General features: G+C 61.7%; 12 protein-coding genes. 3 read left to right on the top strand and 9 right to left on the bottom strand.

Annotated elements, in window-relative coordinates; all coding sequences use genetic code 11:
- Positions 1-159: 159 nt before the first annotated feature.
- Positions 160-1,224, bottom strand: coding sequence for a 3-isopropylmalate dehydrogenase (locus tag I41_RS02680; protein WP_145430634.1), 1,065 nt, complete (start codon positions 1,222-1,224; stop codon positions 160-162).
- A gap of 392 nt (positions 1,225-1,616) precedes the next feature.
- Between I41_RS02680 and I41_RS02675 the strand changes: the two genes are divergently transcribed.
- Positions 1,617-2,216: a hypothetical protein gene (locus tag I41_RS02675; RefSeq protein WP_145430632.1), complete on the top strand. Its 600-nt coding sequence runs from the start codon at positions 1,617-1,619 to the stop codon at positions 2,214-2,216.
- A 52-nt stretch (positions 2,217-2,268) separates the two neighbouring features.
- Here I41_RS02675 and I41_RS02670 read toward each other — a convergent pair whose 3' ends face one another.
- Entirely contained in the window at positions 2,269-4,101 is a 1,833-nt protein-coding gene (locus tag I41_RS02670; RefSeq protein WP_145430630.1) for a sulfatase family protein, read from the bottom strand.
- A 194-nt stretch (positions 4,102-4,295) separates the two neighbouring features.
- On the opposite strand from I41_RS02670, the gene I41_RS02665 reads away from it, so the two are divergent.
- The gene (locus I41_RS02665; RefSeq protein WP_145429803.1) at positions 4,296-5,153 is read left to right on the top strand and encodes a transposase; all 858 of its coding nucleotides are present in this window, start codon (positions 4,296-4,298) and stop codon (positions 5,151-5,153) included.
- 53 nt (positions 5,154-5,206) lie between these two features.
- Here I41_RS02665 and miaE read toward each other — a convergent pair whose 3' ends face one another.
- Both miaE and I41_RS02655 read right to left on the bottom strand, forming a co-directional pair.
- The gene (gene miaE / locus I41_RS02660; protein WP_145430628.1) at positions 5,207-5,782 is read right to left on the bottom strand and encodes a tRNA-(ms[2]io[6]A)-hydroxylase; all 576 of its coding nucleotides are present in this window, start codon (positions 5,780-5,782) and stop codon (positions 5,207-5,209) included.
- A gap of 123 nt (positions 5,783-5,905) precedes the next feature.
- Entirely contained in the window at positions 5,906-6,805 is a 900-nt protein-coding gene (locus I41_RS02655) for an SDR family NAD(P)-dependent oxidoreductase (RefSeq protein WP_145430626.1), read from the bottom strand.
- A 230-nt stretch (positions 6,806-7,035) separates the two neighbouring features.
- On the opposite strand from I41_RS02655, the gene I41_RS02650 reads away from it, so the two are divergent.
- The gene (locus I41_RS02650; RefSeq protein WP_145430624.1) at positions 7,036-8,322 is read left to right on the top strand and encodes a hypothetical protein; all 1,287 of its coding nucleotides are present in this window, start codon (positions 7,036-7,038) and stop codon (positions 8,320-8,322) included.
- A 162-nt stretch (positions 8,323-8,484) separates the two neighbouring features.
- Here I41_RS02650 and I41_RS02645 read toward each other — a convergent pair whose 3' ends face one another.
- The 5 genes from I41_RS02645 to I41_RS02625 form a co-directional block, all read right to left on the bottom strand.
- Entirely contained in the window at positions 8,485-9,858 is a 1,374-nt protein-coding gene (locus I41_RS02645) for a dihydroorotase (protein ID WP_145430622.1), read from the bottom strand.
- A 156-nt stretch (positions 9,859-10,014) separates the two neighbouring features.
- Positions 10,015-11,142 carry a magnesium/cobalt transporter CorA gene (gene corA, locus I41_RS02640; RefSeq protein WP_145430620.1) on the bottom strand — a complete coding sequence of 376 codons (1,128 nt, stop codon included), beginning with the start codon at positions 11,140-11,142 and terminating at the stop codon, positions 10,015-10,017.
- A 24-nt stretch (positions 11,143-11,166) separates the two neighbouring features.
- A complete protein-coding gene (locus tag I41_RS02635) occupies positions 11,167-12,804 on the bottom strand; it encodes a sulfatase family protein (protein ID WP_145430618.1) in 1,638 nt (545 codons plus the stop codon).
- Positions 12,805-12,920: 116 nt separating this feature from the next.
- Positions 12,921-14,438 (bottom strand): sulfatase family protein, encoded by a 1,518-nt coding sequence (locus I41_RS02630; RefSeq protein WP_145430616.1) that lies wholly within the window; start codon positions 14,436-14,438, stop codon positions 12,921-12,923.
- 196 nt (positions 14,439-14,634) lie between these two features.
- Positions 14,635-19,842, bottom strand: a complete 5,208-nt coding sequence (locus tag I41_RS02625; protein ID WP_168206632.1) for a G8 domain-containing protein — start codon at positions 19,840-19,842, stop codon at positions 14,635-14,637.
- Positions 19,843-20,715 lie beyond the last annotated feature (873 nt).

The following is a 20,715-nucleotide window of genomic DNA, read 5'->3' as shown; positions in this document are numbered from 1 at the left end:
GCACTATGCTGTTGGTTATCAGATTGAACCGACAATCGGAACGAATACATTCTCAATACGGTACTCTTTTTACTCGTAAATAAAAAACCCCCGGCCTGAAGGGCCGGGGGCTAATGGGCGGTTCGGATTGAGAATGCGTTATCGCGGAACGACGAACGACTACAGCGCTTCGACGACCAAATCGCCGACTTCGCTCGTCGTGTAGCCCATCTTCCCCGCGTTCTGGCTCTTCATCTTCGTCGCGGTCACCTTCATAATCGCGTCCATCACGCGCTTCGCCGCCTTCGGGTGGCCTTGCTGGTCGAGCAGCATGCTCACGGCGTTGATGGCGGCGATCGGGTTGATCTTGCCCGTGCCGGTGTACTTCGGCGCGCTGCCGCCCATCGGCTCGAACATGCTGACGCCGCCCTTGTCGGGGTTGATGTTGCCGCCGGCGGCGACGCCCATGCCGCCTTGGATGATGCCGCTGAGGTCGGTAATGATGTCGCCGAACATGTTCGTCGTCACGATCACGTCGTAGAACTCAGGGTTCTTGACGATCCACATGCAGCAGGCGTCGACGTGGTTGTAGTCCTTTTCGATCTCCGGATACTCGGCGCCGACTTCCTGGAACGTGCGCCACCAAAGGTCGTGGCCGGTCGTCAGCACGTTGGTCTTGGCGACCAGCGTGAGCTTCTTCCCCTTGGGGTTGTTGCGCTTCTTGCAGAGTTCGAAGGCGTACCGGATCGCCCGTTCGCAACCCTTGCGGGTGTAGATGGCCGTTTGCGTGGCGACCTCGTTCGGCGTCCCCTTGTGCATGAAGCCGCCGGCGCCGCAGTAGAGGTCTTCGGTGTTCTCGCGGACGACGATGAAGTCGATGTCCTCGGGCTTCTTATCTTTCAGCGGCGTTTCCACGCCGGGGAACAACTTCACCGGGCGGAGGTTGATGTACTGATCGAGACCGAAGCGGAGGTCGAGCAGCAGCTTGCGTTCGAGGATGCCCGGCTTCACGTCGGGATGGCCGACGGCGCCGAGGAGGATGCAGTCGAACTTGCGAAGCTGGTCGATGGCGTCGGCGGGGAGGGCTTCGCCGGTCTTCAGGTAGCGGTCGCCGCCCCAGTCGAGGTCGGTGAGCTTGAGGTCCTTGTCGAAGCCTTCGAGCTTGGCGACTGCCTTGAGGACCTTGACGCCTTCGGCCGCTACTTCAGGTCCGGTGCCGTCGCCGCCGATGACTGCGATGTTCATTTCGATTCTTCCGTTGTCTGTGAATTGTGCTCGCGAACTGTTTATTTCTCGCAAAGGCGCTAAGGAGGAACGCAAAGAAAACAAAATGGAAGCATCAAGCCGAGACTCGATTACGTTCGAGCGAGCCCGGGGCAGTTTTCTTGGCGATTCTTTGCGCCTTCGCGTCTTTGCGAGAGACTTAACGGCCAGCCGGTGGAGGCCAGCGAATCTTTGATTTTAGCGGGTTCTTTAGGGGTGCGAAACGGGCCCCAAATGGGCGGGGAAATTTGACGCGGGCCGGCGCCGCTTCTTAGAATGAGCGGCGTCGTCCGGGAGGAGGCCGCGTGTGACGCGGGCTTGCTGCGCCGGGCGCTTTTCCGCTCGCTTGAGGGTTACCCTCGAAGGTGGTCGCGATGGGCGTTGGTCCTACTCTGCTGGGCGGCACTGTTGGCGCCGCTGTGGGCGTGGCGCTTCATACGGTGCTGGAGACCGGCATGCTTGGCAAGCCGATCGAGGCGTCGTGGTTCGCCATTGTCATCGGACTCCTCACCGGTCTCGGCGTGCGGCAGGCGAATCGAACGCACATGGAGCGGAGCTACTTGCGCGGCGCCATTTCCGGAATCATCGCGCTCGCGGCGATCTATGGCAGCACCGTCGTGATTGCCGAGGTGATGAAGAAACGCGATCAAGCGATGAAGACGAAGCCCGCCGCCGCGGCTCCCGCCAACGCCAATGCGGCAAGCGAAGCGGATGAGAGCGACGCTGCCGAAACGCCCGCGGTGGAACCGCCCGCAACGAATGGAGAGGATCGCACGATGAATCCGGCCTTCGCCGGCGGCGTTGTGGGGAATCCGCGGGCTGGAGATTTGAATCCCTGGCAGTTCGTGTTCATGGCGCTGGGGGCGCTGGTGGCATATGAGTTTGGTCGCGGCGCGGGCGCGCAGAAGATGGCCGAGCCAACGGATGCGACGCCGCCCGAGGGGATGGGGCGGGCGACCGATCCGAGCGAGTGAGCCGTCGCATCGCGCCCGTCTCGGCGAGACGGACGCCACGCTTCGCTGCTTTTTATTCGGGGGCCGTTGTCGCAGGGACGCTCACTGGGAAGCGCTCGCCGAAGCGGTTCAGCCAAGGCTGCAGAGAGTTGAACTCGGGACCCTGGCCGCCCGCCTTGCGGAGTTGTCTCTTCAGCCGCTGGGTAATGCGCCCGACTTCCGCGGCATGCGGCGTTCTAGCAACGTGAAGATCGAGCACATTCGCGGCGGCGATTTGGTCCCAGCGGTCCTGCCCGCGGTCGAAGATCTCCACCAATGTCGCCAGCGCTTGGTCACGCGCGGAGGAATCGGCCGCCTTGTCGTTGAGGGTCTGTTCGGCGCTAAAGACGCGGATGGCGTCGTCGATCGCTGGCGCGCCGTCGACAGCGTCTGGACCTGCGCCCTTCCCGGAGGGAAGCGTCGGGGGCGCGTGGCGGCGTTTTGCCGCTTCGGCGAAACGGGCGTATTGGGCTTCGCCGTTGGCTTCGCGGAACAGTTTGTAGCGCGTGCCATTTCTCGGCACGGCGCGCTCGAGCATCGCTTCGGGGACGACGCCGAGATCGCGGATCGATAGCATCCAGGCGTCGAGCGCGGCGGAAAGCCGGCCGCGAGTGGCCGCAGATTGGTCGTCTGCGGCAAGGTTGCGTAGCTCGTGGGGATCAGCCTTCGTGTCGTACAATTCTTCGATCGGCTTCGACTCCTGCATGAACAAGGCCTGTTCGGCGTTCAACTGATTGGCAGCCGACAATCGGCGCCACTCGCGCATGATATCGCTATTGTCGCCGTAGCTTTGGCTTTGGGCGTACGGTCGCTGCGGCATGTAGTTGCGGATGTACTTAAAGCGGCCGTCGCTGACGGCGCGAAACATGTCGTACGATTCGTCCATGCGATCGCGCGCGCCGTAGACGTACTGGCGGGGCTCGGGCAGGTTCGGGCCGAGAAAGGGCTGGCCCTGCATGTACGTTGGAATCTTCACTCCGGCGAGATTGAGCACCGTCGGGCCAAGATCGACGAGGCTGACAAGATGATCGCGGACTTCGCCAGGCGTGCAAGGGACGAGATGGCACCATTTTGCGGGGACGTAGACAATCAGCGGGACGCGCATGCCGCTGTCGTAGAGCCAGCGTTTGTGTCGCGGGATGCCGGCGCCGTGATCGCTCCAGAAGAAGACGATCGTCTCATCGGCGACGCCCGCCTCTTCGAGTTCGGTCAGTCGCTCGGCGACCCACAGATCGAGCGCTGAGACAACGTTGTAGTAGCGGGCCCAGTGGGCGCGAACTTTCGGCGTATCGGGGTAGTAGGGCGGCAACGTCAGCTTCGCCGGGTCGTGCAGTTGGTCGGGCGATAGCTGTTTGATGGTCTGGGAATATTTCGGCTCGTCGCCGCGAATGCTGCTTTCGTGCGTACCGGTGAAATTGAAGACGGCGAAGAAGGGGGTCTCCGGCGCAGGACGCTTCTGCCAGGTGGCGGAGGCGCTTGACTCGTCCCAGGCGCCAGGCGGCGTCTTGAAGTTGTAGTCTTCCTTCTCGTTGTTGGCGCAGTAGTAACCAGCCTGGCGAAGATATTGCGGGAAGCAATGAATCTCGCCGGGAATTTTCACTCGGCTGCGCATGTGATGCGTGCCGAGCGCCGCGGAGTAGACGCCGGTGATGATCGAGCTGCGGCACGTCGCGCAAACCGGCGACGGGACAAAGGCGTTGGCGTAGCGAATGCCCTCCGCGGCTAGTTGGTCGATGTGCGGCGTGCGCGCCTGCTGGTCGCCGTAGCAGCCGAGGTTGGGGCTCATGTCCTCGGTGCTGAGCCAGAGGATGTTGGGACGGTCGGCGGCATGCGCGGTCGTTGCCAGCGCGGGTAAAATGCAGCTCATGGCGAACGCCAACAACCTTTTCAGCCCCTGGCTCCGCCAGGGGGTCGGTTTGCCTGCCGAGCAAGGCCGAGTCGCTCGTGACGCCACCCCCTGGCGGACAACATAATGCAATAGCTAGCACGCGTCGCTAACGGTAAAAAGGCCCGCGTTCCAGGCTGTTCCTAGAGACCTGACACGTTTCTAGGAGGTGAGCCATGGAACGCGAACTCTGGAGCGTACTATACCGTTTGACTCGGCGGTTATGCAGCGATCGTTCGGGACACGTCTATTCGGTCAGTTGGATCGTCGGCGTCTATCTCTGGGCGGTGATCCACGATCGACCGGTGAGTTGGGCGTGTCGGCCGGAGAATTGGCCGTCGTCATGGCAGGTGCGGCTGCCGAGCCAATCGACGGCGAGCCGTCGTCTCCGCACGGCGGCGGCCGTGGAACTGATCGAGCGGTTGAGGAAGCGTTGCTGGCAGGGCCCGCACCCGCCGGAGGTGAGCTTCCTCGACGGTAAGCCGTTGCCGGTAGGAGGCTTCAGCAAGGATCCCGACGCCACGCGCGGGCATGGCGTCGGCGGCCCGGCCCGCGGCTACAAGCTGCACGCCGTCTGGACGATCGATGCGCTCGTGGCGTGCGAAATCCAGCCGCTCAACGTGAGCGAACAGACGGTCGCCCGGCGACTCTTGCCGCAAGTCGGCGGAGGCTGCGTCCTGGCCGACGGCAACTACGACAGCAACCCGCTGCACGAGATCGCCGCACGGTCGGGCGTGACGTTGATCGCTCCGCAGCGTCGCGCGGGACGAGCGCTGGGCCACCGCCGCCACAGCATCGGCCGCTTGCAGTCGATCGAACTGCTGACGACCGCCGATGGCCAAGCACTCTTCAAGCAGCGGACGTACATCGAGCAACGCTTCGCTCAACTCACCAATTTCGGCGGCGGGCTCGGACCACTCCCCAACTGGGTGAGGCGACTGCCGCGCGTCACCCTCTGGGTGAACGCCAAACTCTGCATCCAGGCCGCTAGAAACCACTTGCGACGAGGAAACGATCTGATGGCGTTTGCATAATGTTGCGGAGCCAGGGGCTGAAGGAGGGGACGAAACTCTTCATCGATGAGTCCTTAGCTGTGCATCCGCGGAAGTTCCTCGCCCTCGGCGATAATCGCCGCTTCGAGGGCGGCGAGTTCGTTGAGCCGTCGCAGCACTTCTTTCTCCGGCGCGAAGTGCATCGCCAACCGGGTGTAGGTGGCGTGGTGGCGGGCTTCGGCTTCAAACAGGCTGCGGTAGAATGTCGCGAGTTCGAGATCTGCAATGTGATTGGCCAACGCTTGAAATCGCTCGCAGCTGCGCGCCTCGATGATTCCCGCCACCAGCAGGCGGTCGACCGCCCGGTGCGGTTCTTGTTTGCGGCAGAGATCGTTTAGCTTGCGACCGTACTGACTGGGCTTGAGGCGGCGAAACTTCACGCCGCGGCGGTCGAGCAGATCGATCACCAGATGAAAGTGTTCGAGTTCCTCATTGACGATCTCGGTCATTTCCTGGCAGAGCTCGCGATCTTCGACATAGTGGAAGATCAGATTGAGGGCCGTCCCCGCCGCCTTTTTCTCGCAGTGGGCGTGATCGATGAGAATCTCGTTGAGATTTCCATCAACCTGGCGGAGCCAACGGGCGTCGGTGGCGGATTGGAGGTGAAGCATGTTCGAAAGGGGTAAGGCGGAAGGGCGAAGGAGGAGGGCAGAAGAATCAGTCTCGCGCGAGCCGGTGCGTCTCGCCCCCGGCGTTGTGACTTCCAACTATCATCCCTGCTGACGCACCCCGCATCAATCGCTGGCGGCGTTATCCTCCGCGCGAATGATGATCCGTTGGTAGCGGCGGGCGATGATGCGAAAAAGAATCCGTGGCGCTAGCCTCTTGATTCGCCAGAGCCAACGAGCACGGCGACCCGTGATGACGTACAGCCGGCCATGACGGGACGCGGCGAGTGACTCGCGGGCAACGCTAGCGGCGTCGATCCGAGCCGAGCGAGTGAGATACTCGGCCTGAGCCCGATGCCGGCGCAGAGTGAACGTGCCCCGTTCCAATAGGCGCGTGCGGAAGAACCCTGGCGCGACAACGGTGACATGGACGCCATGCGGCCGCAGTTCGGCATACATCGCTTCGGTAAGAGCGACGACCCCGGCCTTCGACGAGGCGTAGGCCCCCATGGCGGGCGCGGGGGTAAAGGCCGTGATCGACGCGATGTTGATGATCGCTGGTGGGAGTTGCGAGTGGCGAGTTGCGAGTCGTGAGTTGGAAATGGCGGAATTCTCAGCGAGCAGGGCTGATGCCTTGAGCCACGGCGTCATCACCTGGCAGCCGGTGAGCAGGCCGAGGTAGTTCACTTCGATCACGCGCCGCCAAACAGAAAAATCGCCGTCGCCGACTTCGGCGGACATGCAGACGCCGGCGTTGTTCACGAGTAGATCGAGTCGCGGCCAATCTCGCTGTAGGCGGCGGCGCAAGGCGAGCCACGCATCGGCGTCGGCGACGTCGAGCTCTACCACATCGCCGGCGGCGCCAAGCTGTTGAACTTCCGCAAGCGTCTGCTCGGCATCGGCCAGTGTGATGTCGACGCAGACGATATGCCACCCGGCGGCCTTCGCTAGCTGCCGACAGAACTCACGGCCTAGCCCGCTACCGGCGCCGGTGACGATCGCAAGTCGGAGAGGGGAGGGGGGCATGCGGTGATGGTGATGGAGCGTTTGCAGACGTTGCCGCCCCCGGCTCCGCCGGGGGGTCGGCTACCATTCTGGAAAGCATCGTCCCGCGTGATGCTTTCCCCTGGCGGCGCCAGGGGCTGAATAAACGGTGCAACCATTCACGCGCAAATTGATGATAGCACGATTGGCGTCGCGGCGTCGCGGCAACGCCAGTACACTCCGCGGCCGATTCCGTAGGAGCCTACTCCAGCATGTGGCGAGTCTTCCGAACGCTGATTCTCTGCGCGTGGGCAGCGCCGTGCCTGGCGGCCGATGCTGCGCCGAAGTCGAGCGCCGACGACGAAAAACCGGTGGCTCGCATCGCGAACCATTGGGAAATCGGCCCAATCGCCGGCGCGGAGCAGTTTCCGGTGGCGCTCGCCGGTTACTGCGTCGTCCAATTGCACGACCAACGCCAGTGGGTTCCGGGGCGCGGCGGGGAAGCTTCGCGGTTCGACGGGCTCGAGTACCGGTTCGACTCCTCGCGCGATCGCCACATTTTTCAGGCTGCTCGCGAAACGTACGTGCCGATGCTGGGGGGCGACTGCCCCGTCACGTACGCCGAAAGTGGCAAACGAGTCGCCGGAAAACTGGAGTACGGCATCCTCCACCGCCGCCGATTGATCTTCTTCTCCGGTCCCGAAGAGCAGCGGCGTTTCGCCGAAGCACCCGACAAATATGAAAACGTCGATCTGGTGCTCGACGGCCGTTCGGTCGTGAGCATGATCGACGACCGCAAGTGGATCGCTGGCGTGCCGGCGACCGTGGTCATCCATCGCGGGCTGCGCTATTTCTTCGCTAACGACTTCGAGCGGCGAATCTTCTTGAAGTCGCCCGGCCGTTACGACGGCAGCGGTCAGAAGGTCGAGCAGCCCAATCTGCTGATGGAAAGCCAAACGACCTCCGAGCGACTGACGGTCGAAGCATTCCAGCAGAACTCGGCAAAGAAGACGAACGGCTTCGCGACTCCGCAGGCATCGGCGAAGGATGCACTGCTCGGCGCGCTGCCGGCGATGTCGGGGTACTGCCCCGTCTCGCTGCGACAGGATGGCGCGTGGGTTCGCGGCCGGCAGGAGTTCAGCGTGAACTTCAAGGATATCGTGTTCCTCACGGCAGGCGAGCGGGAGCGCGGGCTGCTAAAGAGCGATCCCGCCGACTATCTCCCAGCCTGCAGCGGCGAGTGCGCCGTGTCGCTCGTCGAGCGCGACGAGCACGTCCGTGGGAGCGTCTTTCATGCGGCGGAATTCGACGGACGCTTGTTCCTCTTCGCTGACGCGGCGGCCAAGGCGAAGTTTAAAGCAAGTCCTGAGAAGTTCGCGCTCATCGATGTTGCGGCGCGCGGCTTCTGTGCGGTGACGCTCGTCGACAAGGACGAGCAGGTCCCGGGCGCGCAGCAGTTTGCCACTTGGCATGACGGCAAGATCTATCGCTTTGCCGGAGCGGCGGAAAAGGCGAAGTTCGTGGCCAAGCCTGAGCGGTACGCGGAGAGCGCCGAATGAACTCGTTCGGAGCAACCGCTATGACAAAAAGGCATTGAGAACGCACAAAGAGAAGTTTTGGATGTGAGGGATTTGGCCATGCGCTCGTGCGACTATGCCTCGTTGCTTGTCGTTCCTCGCTTGGCGTCTTTCTTCATAACTTCGTGCATTCGTGGTTAGTCTTCAAACACTGCTCCAGTAACCGCCGCGGACGTGGTCGAACTGGGCCGCGGCGCCCCGCACCGCATCATTCGTCAGTCCGTCGCGGTAGACTTCGCGGCCGCGGACCCAGGTGCGGACCGGCAGGCCGACCAGTTCGACTCCGTCCCAGGCGCTCCAGCCGCATTTGGTGAGTTGCTCGGCGTTGCGGATCGTGTGACGGCAGTGGAGATCGACCAGCACGAGGTCGGCGTCGTACCCCACCGCGATGCGACCTTTGTCAACGATGTCCCAGACGCGGGCCGGAGCGTCGCACATCCACTGGACGACTTGCTCCAAACTGCAACGGCCGCGGTGCACTTCGTTCAGCATGAGGGCCAGACTGTTCTCGACGATCGGCATGCCAGAGGGCGATTGCGGATAGGGCCGCCGCTTCTCTTCGAGCGTGTGGGGGGCGTGGTCGGTGGCGACCACCTGGATGCGGCCGTCGCGGAGCGCCTCCCAGAGTCGGCGGTTGTCGTCGGCCGACTTTAGCGACGGGTTCATCTGCGCAAGCGTGCCGAGCCGCGCGTAGTCGTCGACGTTGAGCAATAGGTGATGGGGACAGGCCTCGGCCGTGATGAAGCGGCGAGCCGGATCAGCCCCGACCCCGGCGTATTCGCCAACCCCGGCAAAGTAATCGCCAAGAATGTCTGCTTCTTCGCCCGTCGACACGTGGAGGACATGAAAGCGATGGCGATGCCGCACGGCGAGATCAATGGCGCGGCGGGTGGCAATTGTGGCCGCCGCCACGTCGCGGATCTTGGAGTGGACGGCGACGTCGGCGATGCCGCGGTATCGTTCGACGTTGGCGCGAACCGTCGACTCGTCTTCGCAATGAGCAGTGATCGGGAGCGTCGTCTCGGCAAAGATCCGCTCCAAGGCCTCTTGATCGTCGACCAACAGATCGCCCGTGCTGGAGCCGATGAAGATCTTGATGCCGGGCGTATTCTCGGCTCGCTTCAGATCTTCGAGATTATGTGGCGTCGCCCCGATATAGAAGCCGTAGTTGACCAGTGACTTTTCCGCGGCGAACGCGAGCTTCGCGTCGAGAAGCTCTTGCGTGGTCGCATTGGGTATCGTGTTGGGCATCTCCAGGAAGGTGGTGACGCCGCCTTTGGCGCAGGCCCGCGAGGCAGTGAAAAGGTCTTCCTTGTGCGTGAGGCCCGGTTCGCGGAAGTGTACCTGATCGTCGATCACGCCGGGCAGCAAGTGCAGTCCGGTCGCGTCGACAGTTTCATCTGCCGTCGTGTGAATGGCCGGGTCGATCACGGCGATGCGCTCGTTTTCCATCAACACCGAGACGGCAACGATCCCGGTGGGGAAGACGACGTCGGCGTTCTTGATGAGGGTGCGCACGGCGGAAGGGTCGGAGTTGGCAGGTGCAGGAGTCAGGAGTCAGCGAGAATCATACCACGAGCCGGTCCGCCACGCGGGCCGGGGGTAGGGCGATCGAGTTCGCAGCCTGGCGCGTAGCGCTGCCCCGAGGCCGTGGGCCTCCGGCTGGGTGGTTGGTCACTCGGTTTTTGCCTCTTTGTCGTGCTGCTTGCCGCGGCCGATCCAGCCGCGGCGGCGGAAGAACCAGAGTTGCATCGCGGCGACGATTCCCATCAACGAAAGTGCAAACGGATAACCATACTTCCACCCCAGCTCGGGCATCATCTGGAAGTTCATCCCGTAAACTCCAGCGATGAAGCTGAGCGGCATGAAAATCGTCGAGATGATCGTCAGCACCTTGATCGTTTCGTTCATCCGATTGCTGATCGACGTGGCATAGTAATCGCGCAAGTCGCTGCCCGCGTCGCGGTAATTCTCCAGCGTATCCATGATCTGCACGGTGTGGTCGTGGCAGTCGCGAAAGTGGATCAGCGTTTCCTGCGTGATGTGCTCAGGCGGGCTGCGAATGAGATCGTCGATGGCGTCGCGCAGCGGCCAGATGATCCGGCGGAGTTGCCGCGTGTCGTGGCGGATCTCCCGCATCTGGGCAATGCATGCAGGGCTGGAGTCGGCTTCGACGCGATCATCGAGGTCGTCGAAGACTTCGCCGAGTTGCTCCAGCACCGGAAAGTACGAATCGATCACGGCATCGATCAATGCGTAGAGCAAGTAGTCGACGCTCGCCGAGCGCGTCGTCCCGCCCGTGACTTGCAGTCGCTTGCGAACGATGTCAAACGAATGGCCGGCATGCTCGCGCCAACTCAAAACGAATCCCTTGCCCGCGAAGAAGCTCACCTGTTCCAGCGAGAGGTCGCCGTTGTAAGTCGGAATTTGCGTGACGGCAAAGAGGTGGTGGGGATAATCCTCCACCTTCGACCGCTGCGGGACGTTAACCATATCTTCGAGCGACAGGCGATGCAGTCCCAGCATCTCGCCAATCTCCTCGATCAACCTGGCGTCGCCGAGCCCGATGGCGTCAATCCACACCACCGGGTACTTGCCGCGCAGTTCCCGAATTTGGGCGGCCGTGGCATTGCGTTTCTCGACGATCACATCGGGACCATACGCCGTGATTTGAAGCAACGGCGGCAGCGACTCGGGCGGCACGATAATCGTGCCCGGTCGCGTGTGAGGATGAAGCGTGTGATCGAAGCGGCGGCGCTGCAGAGCATGGCGGCGGGCGCCGTTCTTCCCTTTTTTCGACATAGTCGGCGGGCGACGCCGCCCCCGTTACGTGGACGCCTTCGAGGCTTGGCGCTCGAGCCGCCGATTCTGCCGTCGCTGCTGCCGATTTTCAATCCGCTGCCGCTGCCGCGTCTGGGTCTCCGCCTCGTCAAGCTGCGGCGGATCGTCGCTCGTCACGTCGAGCTCGCTGCGGAGCCGCTTCAATTCGTCCGTCAGCCGCTGCCGGTGACCGGCGTAGTCGGGCTGCCCGTACACGCTCTGCATCTCGTCGGGGTCGCTCACCAGGTCGAACAACTCCCATTGATCTAGCTTATGGTAGTGAATCAACTTGTAGCGGCCGTCGGTGACGCCGTAGTGTTCGGCGACCGTGTGGACTGCGGGCGGGCCCTCGTAATAGTGGTAGTAGAAGGCGTTTCGCCAGTCAGCGGGGTCCTCTCCCTTGAGGAGTGGAACCAGGCTGCTCCCCTGCATGTCGGTCGGGGTCGCGACGCCGGCCATCTCCAGAAAGGTTTGCGCAAAGTCGACGTTGGAAACGATCCGCTCGTCGACGCTGCCCGCCTTCGCCACGTTCGGCCAGCGGACGAGAAATGGCGTGCGGAGCGATTGCTCGTACATGAACCGCTTGTCGAACCAACCGTGCTCTCCCAGGTAAAAGCCCTGGTCGCTGGCGTAGACGACGACGGTGTTTTTGGCGAGGCCCGACTGATCGAGGTAATCAAGCAACTCGCCGACGCTGTCGTCGACGGATTGCACGGTGTTAAGATAGTCCCTCATGTAGCGCTGATACTTCCAGCGGACGAGGGCTTCGCCCTCGAGTTTCGCCGCGGCGAACTCTTGGTTCTCTTTCTCGAAGGCGGCGTTCCAAGCCGCTTGCTCGTCGGCGTTCATGCCTCGTCCGGCGATGCGACCGTAGTCGCTATCGGGCTCGTAGACCTTCAAATCTTCCTGGAGCCGCATGTCGTCGGCGATTCGCATCGTCGCCAGCTTGGCAGCGTCCGCGCGATTACTGTAGTCGTCGAAGAGGGTTTTGGGCTCGGGGATTTTCTCGCCGGCGCGATCCGCGACATGTTTCGGACTCGGCGACCACTCGCGATGGGGCGATTTGTGCTGCACCATCAGCAGGAACGGGCGTTGTTGATCGCGCTCTTGCAGCCAACGCAGCGACTTATTCGTAATGACTTCGGCGACGTACCCCGGCTCGGTGACGCGGCCCTCGGCCGTATCGAACTGCGGCGAATAGTAACGCCCCTGGCCCGGCAAGACCTCCCAGTGATCAAAGCCGACCGGTTCGCTCACCAAGTGCCATTTGCCAATGATCGCCGTTTGATAACCGGCCTGTTGGAGTAACTGGGGGAAGGTCGTCTGGCGATTGTCGAACACGTCGGCGTTCGTGCAAAAGCCGTTCTTGTGGCTGTACTTTCCGGTGAGGATGCACGCTCGGCTCGGACCGCAGATGGAATTGGTGACGTAACAGCGATCAAAGCGGACGCCCTCGGTCGCGAGGCGATCAATGTTGGGGGTCTTGTTCAGGCCCGAACCGTAGGCGCTCACAGCCTGATAAGCATGGTCGTCCGAAAAGATGAAGAGAATGTTGGGCCGCTCGGCCGCGATGGCGACGGAACTGATCAAGAGCAACCCGAGCAGCGGTAGCAATGCCGGCCCGCGAGACTTGGAAAGCGGCATATCGGTTCAACTTTGGGGGGGAATGGGCAGGCGCGGAAAACCCCATTCTAACGCAACTCGAAGTCGTCGGTAGCGGGGACGGAGGGCGACACGCGGCCTGGACTTACGGAATTCGGCTAGCGCGTTCCCGTCGTACCCTGCGACAGCGCCTGCCCGGGCGGGCGGACTGCCGATCCCTCGCGATCCGTGAGCAGGTCACCCAGTTCAGCGCGGGCACGCTCCGCCACAGCCGTCAACCGTGCCACGATCTCCGGATGCTCAGCCGCGACGTTCTTCGTTTCGCCGACGTCATGTTGCAGGTCGTACAGTTCCACGCCGGTCTTCGCTTCCGAGTAAGCGACAGGATAGCCTCCCCGCCCGCCTGGGTTGCCCGCCAGCGTGCGATACGGGTGCGGCAAGTGGAGTTTCCAGCGGCGATCGCGCACGGCGTGAAGCTGGCGATCGTAATAGCAATAAAACTCTTCGTGCGGCGAAACGGCGTTTGCTTCGCCCGTAATAAGCGGCCATACGTCCTTGCCGTCAATCTTGCGCTCCGCGGGTAGTTCGACGTGCAGCATTTTCGCGATCGTGGGTAGAAGGTCGAGCGTCGCGCAGAACTCGCCTGTTTGGGTGCCGGCCGGAATCGTGCCGGGCATCCGCATCAGGCATGGCACGCGATAGCCCCCTTCGAACATCGTCCCCTTCCCCTCGCGCAATGGCCCGGCCGAACCGGCATGATCGCCGTAGTTGAGCCAGGGACCGTTGTCGGCGGTGAAGATGACGAGCGTCTTGTCGTCGATCCCGTTGCGCTTGAGCGCGGCCAAAATTTCGCCGACTGACCAATCGAGCTCCAGCACCGCATCGCCGAACAGCCCGGCGCCGCTCTTCCCCTCGAACTCGGGCGAGACATAAAGCGGCACATGCACCATCGAATGGGGCATGTAGAGGAAGAATGGCTCCTTCGCATGGCGGTCGATGAAGTTGATGGCGCGCCGAGTGTAATCCTTCGTGAGGTGCGTTTGATCCTCGGCCGTTATTTCCTCGTCGACGACTTCATTGCCCTCGAACATCCGCAGCTTCGGATAATTGTTGACCTTCTTCGGCGAGTCATCGGGCAGTTCTTCGCCCCTAGGCCCCTGCGGCCACATGTCGTTCGAGTAGGGAAGGCCGTAGTATTCGTCGAACCCATGCTGCAGCGGCAGGAAGCGGCGTCGATCACCGAGATGCCACTTGCCGAAGATTGCCGAGGCGTAGCCTTTCTGTTTGCAGAGCTCGGCGAGCGTCAGCTCGTCCTGGCTGATGCCGATCGGCGAGTCGGGCCGCAGCGCCCCCAGGATGCTGACGCGCTCGGGATAGCAGCCGGTGAGCAGCGCCACCCGCGACGCCGAGCACACCGCGGTTGCTGAATGAAAGTCGGTGAACTTTCGACCCTCGGCGGCCATCTGGTCGAGGTTCGGCGTTTCGTAGGCCGTGGCGCCGAATGGCCCGATGTCAGCGTAGCCCATGTCGTCGATGAAGATGATGACGATATTCGGACGGTCGACGGGCGCGGCGAACGTGATCGATGAAGCGAGCGTGCCCGTTATCAACGCTAGCCATCGTACCGCTGCCGCGGCACGATGCCGCCGCTGAACGGCCTCGCTGCAACACTTCATCGGTATCACTCCCGCGCCGCGGCATCGAACTTGGTACCAGGCGTCTCGACGAAACCCGCCACTGAGACCAGCGCGCCGTGGTTGCTATGTTCCCGAAATTTCGATCCGCAGTTTACCCCATGATTTCGCGCACAACAGCAATTTCCGCGGAAAGGAGTGATCGATTGTCCCCCGCTAACCCCCGGTGCGTCGTTCCCTAAGGAGTTAAAGGCCCGACGTATCCACGTATTCCCGCCACTGCGACGGCATTAACTGGGAGAATTTGACCGTTGTAGGCGATGCCGTAGTCCCCCCAAAGTTGGAAGTTGTTCTTGTTCAGATAGCCGTCCGGCACGCGGCCCGCGGCGGTCGCGGCCGGGAAAGGAATGAACCAGGACGCTTGCTCCTGGAAATAGAGCTCCTGGTAGGCAATCCCGTAGGGCGCCCACACAATCTGATCGGCGCTGGTGTATGAATCGCTTTGACGCTCGACAGATCGAGCGAAATCGAAGTTTTCATACAGATAGACTTTCCAGTGCGTCCGCCCACGAAGCTGGAGAGCGGTCGGATTCGAGACGGCGATTTGCCCCAAGATTAGGACGTCGCGGATCGTGTCGTATCCCTTTTCGATCTGGAACCCTTGCACAGCCGCGATCATGGCGCCGTTGACGACGGTCGAGCGCCGCACGGGAACATCGACGCCCACCTGATAACCGACGGCCATGAGATTGTTGATCGTCACGTCGTGGACGAACGAATTGGTGGCGATCCCGATGCCGTTGAACGCGCTGAGATCTCCGATCAGCTTGGCGTTGGCAATTTGAACATTGCCGGAGTAGTGCAGCGCGATTCCCGCCAACGTGGAGTTCCAAGAAGTAAAGCGCTCGATCACGCTATCGCCGTCTGTCATCATCATCTGATGAAACCACATCTCCAAGCCAGTCTGGGACGCGACCGCGACGTTATCGGAGAACCCGTTTAAGGGCACCACTCCCACGGGCGTCACCTTCAGGCCGGCCGCCAGCGCGGGGTCATTGAGATTCACGGCGTCGAATTGCGCCTTGGCCGAGGCCGTGAAGTAGACGAACGCCGCCGCGCGACTTCCGGCGGAAATATTGCCGATCAACTCGACGCCGGGGCCTTGCATCCAGAAGCCATGTCCATTGAAGCCAAAGTCATGACTGGCGCGGCGGAGATGCATCGACTCCCAGGAGGCGCCAATGCTGTTCAGCGCCAGATTACGCGAAAACGCGCCGATCTCATTGCCATCCTCGGTGACGAACGAGGATCCCTTCACGTTATAAGCGACGTTCTCATCGAAGATGACGTTGCTCTGATGATTGACGAATCCCCACCCTGCGCTGTCGGTCACGACGCTGCCGCTGACGTAGGCCGGATCTACGAGCGGGTCGACGCCCGTGTGGTGAAAGTGCATCGCATACCGCGCCCGCGGATTGGTTCCGGTGCCAGGCTGCAGAACGCCGTTGACGACGATCGGATCGTTAATTGGCTGACTCTTATCCGTTCGCCCGAAGCCAGAGATGGCGATGTTCTCGACGTGAACCTTGGGACTGCTGAAGAAGACCATGTGCGGCCGCTCGGCGACTACGTCGGGGTTTTCGGCCTCGAAGACGATGTTCCGCGTCATGTTAGCGACGTAGATGGACAAGCCGTAGCCATCCGGAGCATTATGAGCGTACTTGAGCTTGTCGACCGTCACCGAGGCGCCGCTGATCGCTCGAATCGTTACTTCCTCAGATCCGAAATCGGTCGTGAACGGGTTAACTCCGGAAATGACTAGGCGATCGCCCACTTTCCACTTCGTCGGCGCGGACGAGAGGCGCAACACCGTATCTCCGGCCGCCGGATCGACGGCCAGAGGAACGTACGTCGTCACCTGCTTGCCGTACATCTTCACTTCGCCGCCGCTCATCAGCCCGCGGCTCACGCCGTAGGGATCCCACGCGCGGTCAATTGGACCTCCGTCGGCAATGAGGATGCGTGCGGTGACGTTGTCTTGAATGGGACTTGTCTCGGAGCCAATCAGCAGTCGGCCAGTCGTAAAGACGATCACCGAATCAGCGTATAGTTGCGTGTTTCGATTCGTCGCGAACGTCAGCGTGCCGTCAATGCGCAGGGTCTCGATCGCCTGATTCATTACGCTGTCGAAGATGACCGTCGTCCCGGCGGAAATGACGGCATCGGCCCCCGCCGCGGGCGCCTGGCCGTTACGCCATATCTTCGGGTCGGACCAGGCTCCGCTCGCGATGGTGACGTTCGTGGCGCTGGCCAAAGGCGCCAGGTCGTAGAACTTCTTTTCCTCCTGGGCGTGAGCACTGCCGTCCATGCCGCGTCGATCGACGACCGGCGTGTAGTTCGCCGGCGGGTACTGATCGAGTTCAACCCGGGTAAACTGCGCCAGCTGGCTCAGGGGCAAACTGAGGATCTGCTCCCGGGTCAGCGCCGCCTGCGACGCGTCGGATAAATGCAGCAGCACCCCGCCGCTGGGCATCGACTGCAGCTGCGCGGCGGTCAGGTAAGGAATTTGCGCTGGGAGCAGATACTCAAAATCGACGAACCCGACTGACTGAATTTGCGCGACGCTGAGGAAGCCGATTTGCTCGGCCGGAAGCGATTCAATCCGAACTGCAGACACCTTCAGCGCCCGCACGAGCGGCGCCGTGAGGGCCGCAAGCAACTCTTTGGGCCACGCCGCCAAGTAAGACGCCGTGGGAATGCTGGCCATCTGCGCCGTCGTCAGGTAACCAGCCTGACTGGGATTGACGTATTGCAGATCGTAATACATCACCGCGCGAATCTGTGCGATGGTCAGCCACGTGATCTGCACCGGCGTGAAGAAAGCAATCCTTCCCGACTCGCCAATGTTGATGCTGCGAACTTGATCAAACGTCAACGCAGCGCGAGCGTCTGCCGACCAGTTGGCAAGGGCGGCTGCTTCGGGAATCGACGCGACTTGCTCAAGCGTGAGGGCCGGAACTTGACCGGCGCTTAGCCGAACAAACTCATACTGCTTCACCTGCTGAATCTGCCCAGCAGTCAGGAAGCCGACCTGCGCGGTCGTCAGCGATTCCAATCCCACCCTGCTAATATCGAGCGCCCGAATTTGCGTCACCGTAAGCGCATCGCGCGCGGCCTGCGTCCAAGCCGCCAGGGCGCCCGTCGTCGGAATCGTCGCCATTTGGGCGGGCGTCAGCAATGGTGTCTGCGCGGGCGACAGCAAGGCGAAATCGAAATACTTCGCCTGTTGAATCTGCGTCGCCGTTAGAAAGGACAACTGAGTCTGCGTGAGCAGGCCCAGCCCGACGTTGCCGACGTTAATTGCGCGCACCTGCGCGGCATTCAGACTCGCGCGGGCAATGGCGGACCAAGCCGCAAACGAACCTGCCGTCGGAATCGACGCGATCTGCGTCGTCGTGAGCGAGGGAATCTGCAAGGGCGAGAGAAGGTTAAACTCATAGAATTTCACCTGCTGAATCTGCACCGTCGCGAGCGCCGCGACCTGCGATCCCGTGAGGTAAGCGATCCCGATCACCCCCACATTCAAAAACTTCACTTGCGCCCCATTGAGCGCCCCTCTGGCCGCGGGAGACCATGCCGCGAATGAACCAATCGTCGAGATCGACGCGAGCTGGGCGCCTGTCAGCAACGGCGTCTGCAGCAAGCCAAGACGATAGAACTCATAAAATTTCACCTGCTGAACCTGCGCAGGGGCGAGGAAGCTCACCTGCACGTCGGACAACATTTCTAGTCCCACATTCGCGATATTCAGCGACACAATCTGGCCGGCGGTAAGCGCGCTGCGAGCTGCCGGAGACCATGCCGACATGCTTCCTGCCGTCGGAATCGACGCGATCTGGGGGCCTGTCAGCAACGGCGTCTGCAGCCCGCTAAGACGATGAAACTCATAAAACCTCACCTGCTGAACTTGCGCCGGCGTGAGGAAGCTCACTTGCACGTCGGACAACATTTCGAGGCCGACATTGGCAATATTCAGCGACTGAATCTGACTGACGGTGAGCGCGTTTCGAGCTTCCTGAGACCAAGCCGACATACTTCCTGCCGTCGGAATCGACGCGATCTGCGTCGTCGTGAGCGAGGGAATCTGCAAGGGCGAGAGAAGGTTAAACTCATAGAATTTCACCTGCTGAATCTGCACCGTCGCGAGCGCCGCGACCTGCGATCCCGTGAGGTAAGCGATCCCGATCACCCCCACATTCAAAAACTTCACTTGCGCCCCATTGAGCGCCCCTCTGGCCGCGGGAGACCATGCCGCGAATGAACCAATCGTCGAGATCGACGCGAGCTGGGCGCCTGTCAGCAACGGCGTCTGCAGCAAGCCAAGACGATAGAACTCATAAAATTTCACCTGCTGAACCTGCGCAGGGGCGAGGAAGCTCACCTGCACGTCGGACAACATTTCTAGTCCCACATTCGCGATATTCAGCGACACAATCTGGCCGGCGGTAAGCGCGCTGCGAGCTGCCGGAGACCATGCCGACATGCTTCCTGCCGTCGGAATCGACGCGATCTGGGGGCCTGTCAGCAACGGCGTCTGCAGCCCACTAAGACGATGAAACTCATAAAACCTCACCTGCTGAACTTGCGCCGGCGTGAGGAAGCTCACTTGCACGTCGGACAACATTTCGAGGCCGACATTGGCAATATTCAGCGACTGAATCTGACTGACGGTGAGCGCGTTTCGAGCTTCCTGAGACCAAGCCGACATACTTCCTGCCGTCGGAATCGACGCGATCTGTCCCGCAGTCAACAGCGGGATTTGCGCAGGCGTTAGTCTGTCGAACTCATAAAACCTGACTTGCTGGACTTGAGACGCCGTTAGGAACGGCACTTGTGCGCTCGTCAACGCCTCCAAACCTACCTTCGAGATATCGAGAGCGTTAATTTGAGCGACGGTTAGCGCATTACGCGCCGTCTGCGACCACGCCGTGAGCGATCCTGGGGCCGGGATTGAAGCGATTTGCTCCGGCGTCAAATAAGGGATTTGCACCGGCTTGAGCAGTTGAAACTCGTAAAATTTGACTTGCTGAATCTGCGTCGCCGTGAGGAAGTCGAGCTGGCCGGAGCTCAACTGGCTGACTCCGACGTTTCCGATACTCAAGGCGCGGATCTGCGTCGCCGAGAAGGCAGCCCGCGAGGCGGGAGATATCTGACCGAGGTACGAGGCATTTGGAATCGACGCGACCTGGGCCGTGGTGAGATAGGGCACCTGGTCGGGGGTGAGAACATTGAACTGCCAGTAGAACAGCGCATGGACCCACTCTTCCGTCGACAGCACTGCGGCAGAAACGTCGAACTCGCTCGGCAACGAGGACGCAGGCGTCGTCTCGACTGTCGACGATTGCGCTGCGGTTGCTGGGTCATCGTCGAACCCCACGCCGCTCATCACGATACGGGATTCGAGCGATTCGAAACCTAGGCGCGCGGCCCGAGCACGAGTCGCCTTAGAATGGCGGCTACCGAACATGCAAAGTTCCTCGCGTTCCTATCGTCTGGTCCCTCCGCGCAGCGAGTGCGGAAGGTGAAGCGTCGCTCTGTTGTCCGAATCGATGACGACGCTTCTTATCTCAAGAGTTGGAGATGACGCATCTTGTGTCATTAACGAGCCGAGCGCGGAACCCGGCGAGTCTTACCGCGACTTGGCGGTTGAGAGTTTTGCCGACGCCGATTGCACGCTCGGTCGCTCCATGTTCGGTGTCCGGAGCTCCTGCGCAAGTCACGAACCGAATGGTTCGACGCAATCGACGCCGACTCGCCGCCCCCTCAAACGACGTCCCGTCGTTTGGCTGGTGGCAGCGTCAGCTATTCCCCCATCGCTGTGTACCACAATCGTCGGAATTATTCCAAGAGAAAAGTGCTCGCGTACCCCCCATTCGGGTGCTGTGCTAGCCGTTTTACGGTAACCCGTCAGCCGCCCCGTTGAGCTCCGCCCTCGTCGCGCGATCGCCGCGCCCGATCACATCCAACCGCGCACGCGCGAACAAACTACGACGATGTCACGCTGATATGCGCGCACCAATCCGCGAACCGGCGGCGCCCCCTCCGTTCTGTTCGGTTGCAACCGCGCAACGCCTTGAGTCGATCGACGGATGGCGACCTCCCCCGGCAATCGCCACTGGTGGCCAACCACGTTATCAAAGCCGCGATCCTGCGTCGCCTGAAGCCGTTGCGCTCACCTCACTAAGCAGGATCGAGACGCATCCGTCACGCTGTCGTTCCGAACTAAGCTCGCATTCGGGCGGACCGGCGGAAAGCAGTG

Origin of the sequence: Lacipirellula limnantheis (genome assembly GCF_007746075.1) — a bacterium.
GTDB lineage: Bacteria > Planctomycetota > Planctomycetia > Pirellulales > Lacipirellulaceae > Lacipirellula > Lacipirellula limnantheis.
This window is presented reverse-complemented; position numbering and strand designations above follow the sequence as displayed.

Coding starts and splice junctions, on each gene's coding strand:
- I41_RS02655 (WP_145430626.1), bottom strand. CDS start 6,805: ATGCCCCCCTCCCCTCTCCGACTTGCGATCGTCACCGGCGCCGGTAGC.
- I41_RS02675 (WP_145430632.1), top strand. CDS start 1,617: ATGGGCGTTGGTCCTACTCTGCTGGGCGGCACTGTTGGCGCCGCTGTG.
- corA (WP_145430620.1), bottom strand. CDS start 11,142: ATGTCGAAAAAAGGGAAGAACGGCGCCCGCCGCCATGCTCTGCAGCGC.
- I41_RS02680 (WP_145430634.1), bottom strand. CDS start 1,224: ATGAACATCGCAGTCATCGGCGGCGACGGCACCGGACCTGAAGTAGCG.
- I41_RS02625 (WP_168206632.1), bottom strand. CDS start 19,842: ATGAGCGGCGTGGGGTTCGACGATGACCCAGCAACCGCAGCGCAATCG.
- I41_RS02670 (WP_145430630.1), bottom strand. CDS start 4,101: ATGAGCTGCATTTTACCCGCGCTGGCAACGACCGCGCATGCCGCCGAC.
- I41_RS02650 (WP_145430624.1), top strand. CDS start 7,036: ATGTGGCGAGTCTTCCGAACGCTGATTCTCTGCGCGTGGGCAGCGCCG.
- miaE (WP_145430628.1), bottom strand. CDS start 5,782: ATGCTTCACCTCCAATCCGCCACCGACGCCCGTTGGCTCCGCCAGGTT.
- I41_RS02630 (WP_145430616.1), bottom strand. CDS start 14,438: ATGAAGTGTTGCAGCGAGGCCGTTCAGCGGCGGCATCGTGCCGCGGCA.
- I41_RS02635 (WP_145430618.1), bottom strand. CDS start 12,804: ATGCCGCTTTCCAAGTCTCGCGGGCCGGCATTGCTACCGCTGCTCGGG.
- I41_RS02665 (WP_145429803.1), top strand. CDS start 4,296: ATGGAACGCGAACTCTGGAGCGTACTATACCGTTTGACTCGGCGGTTA.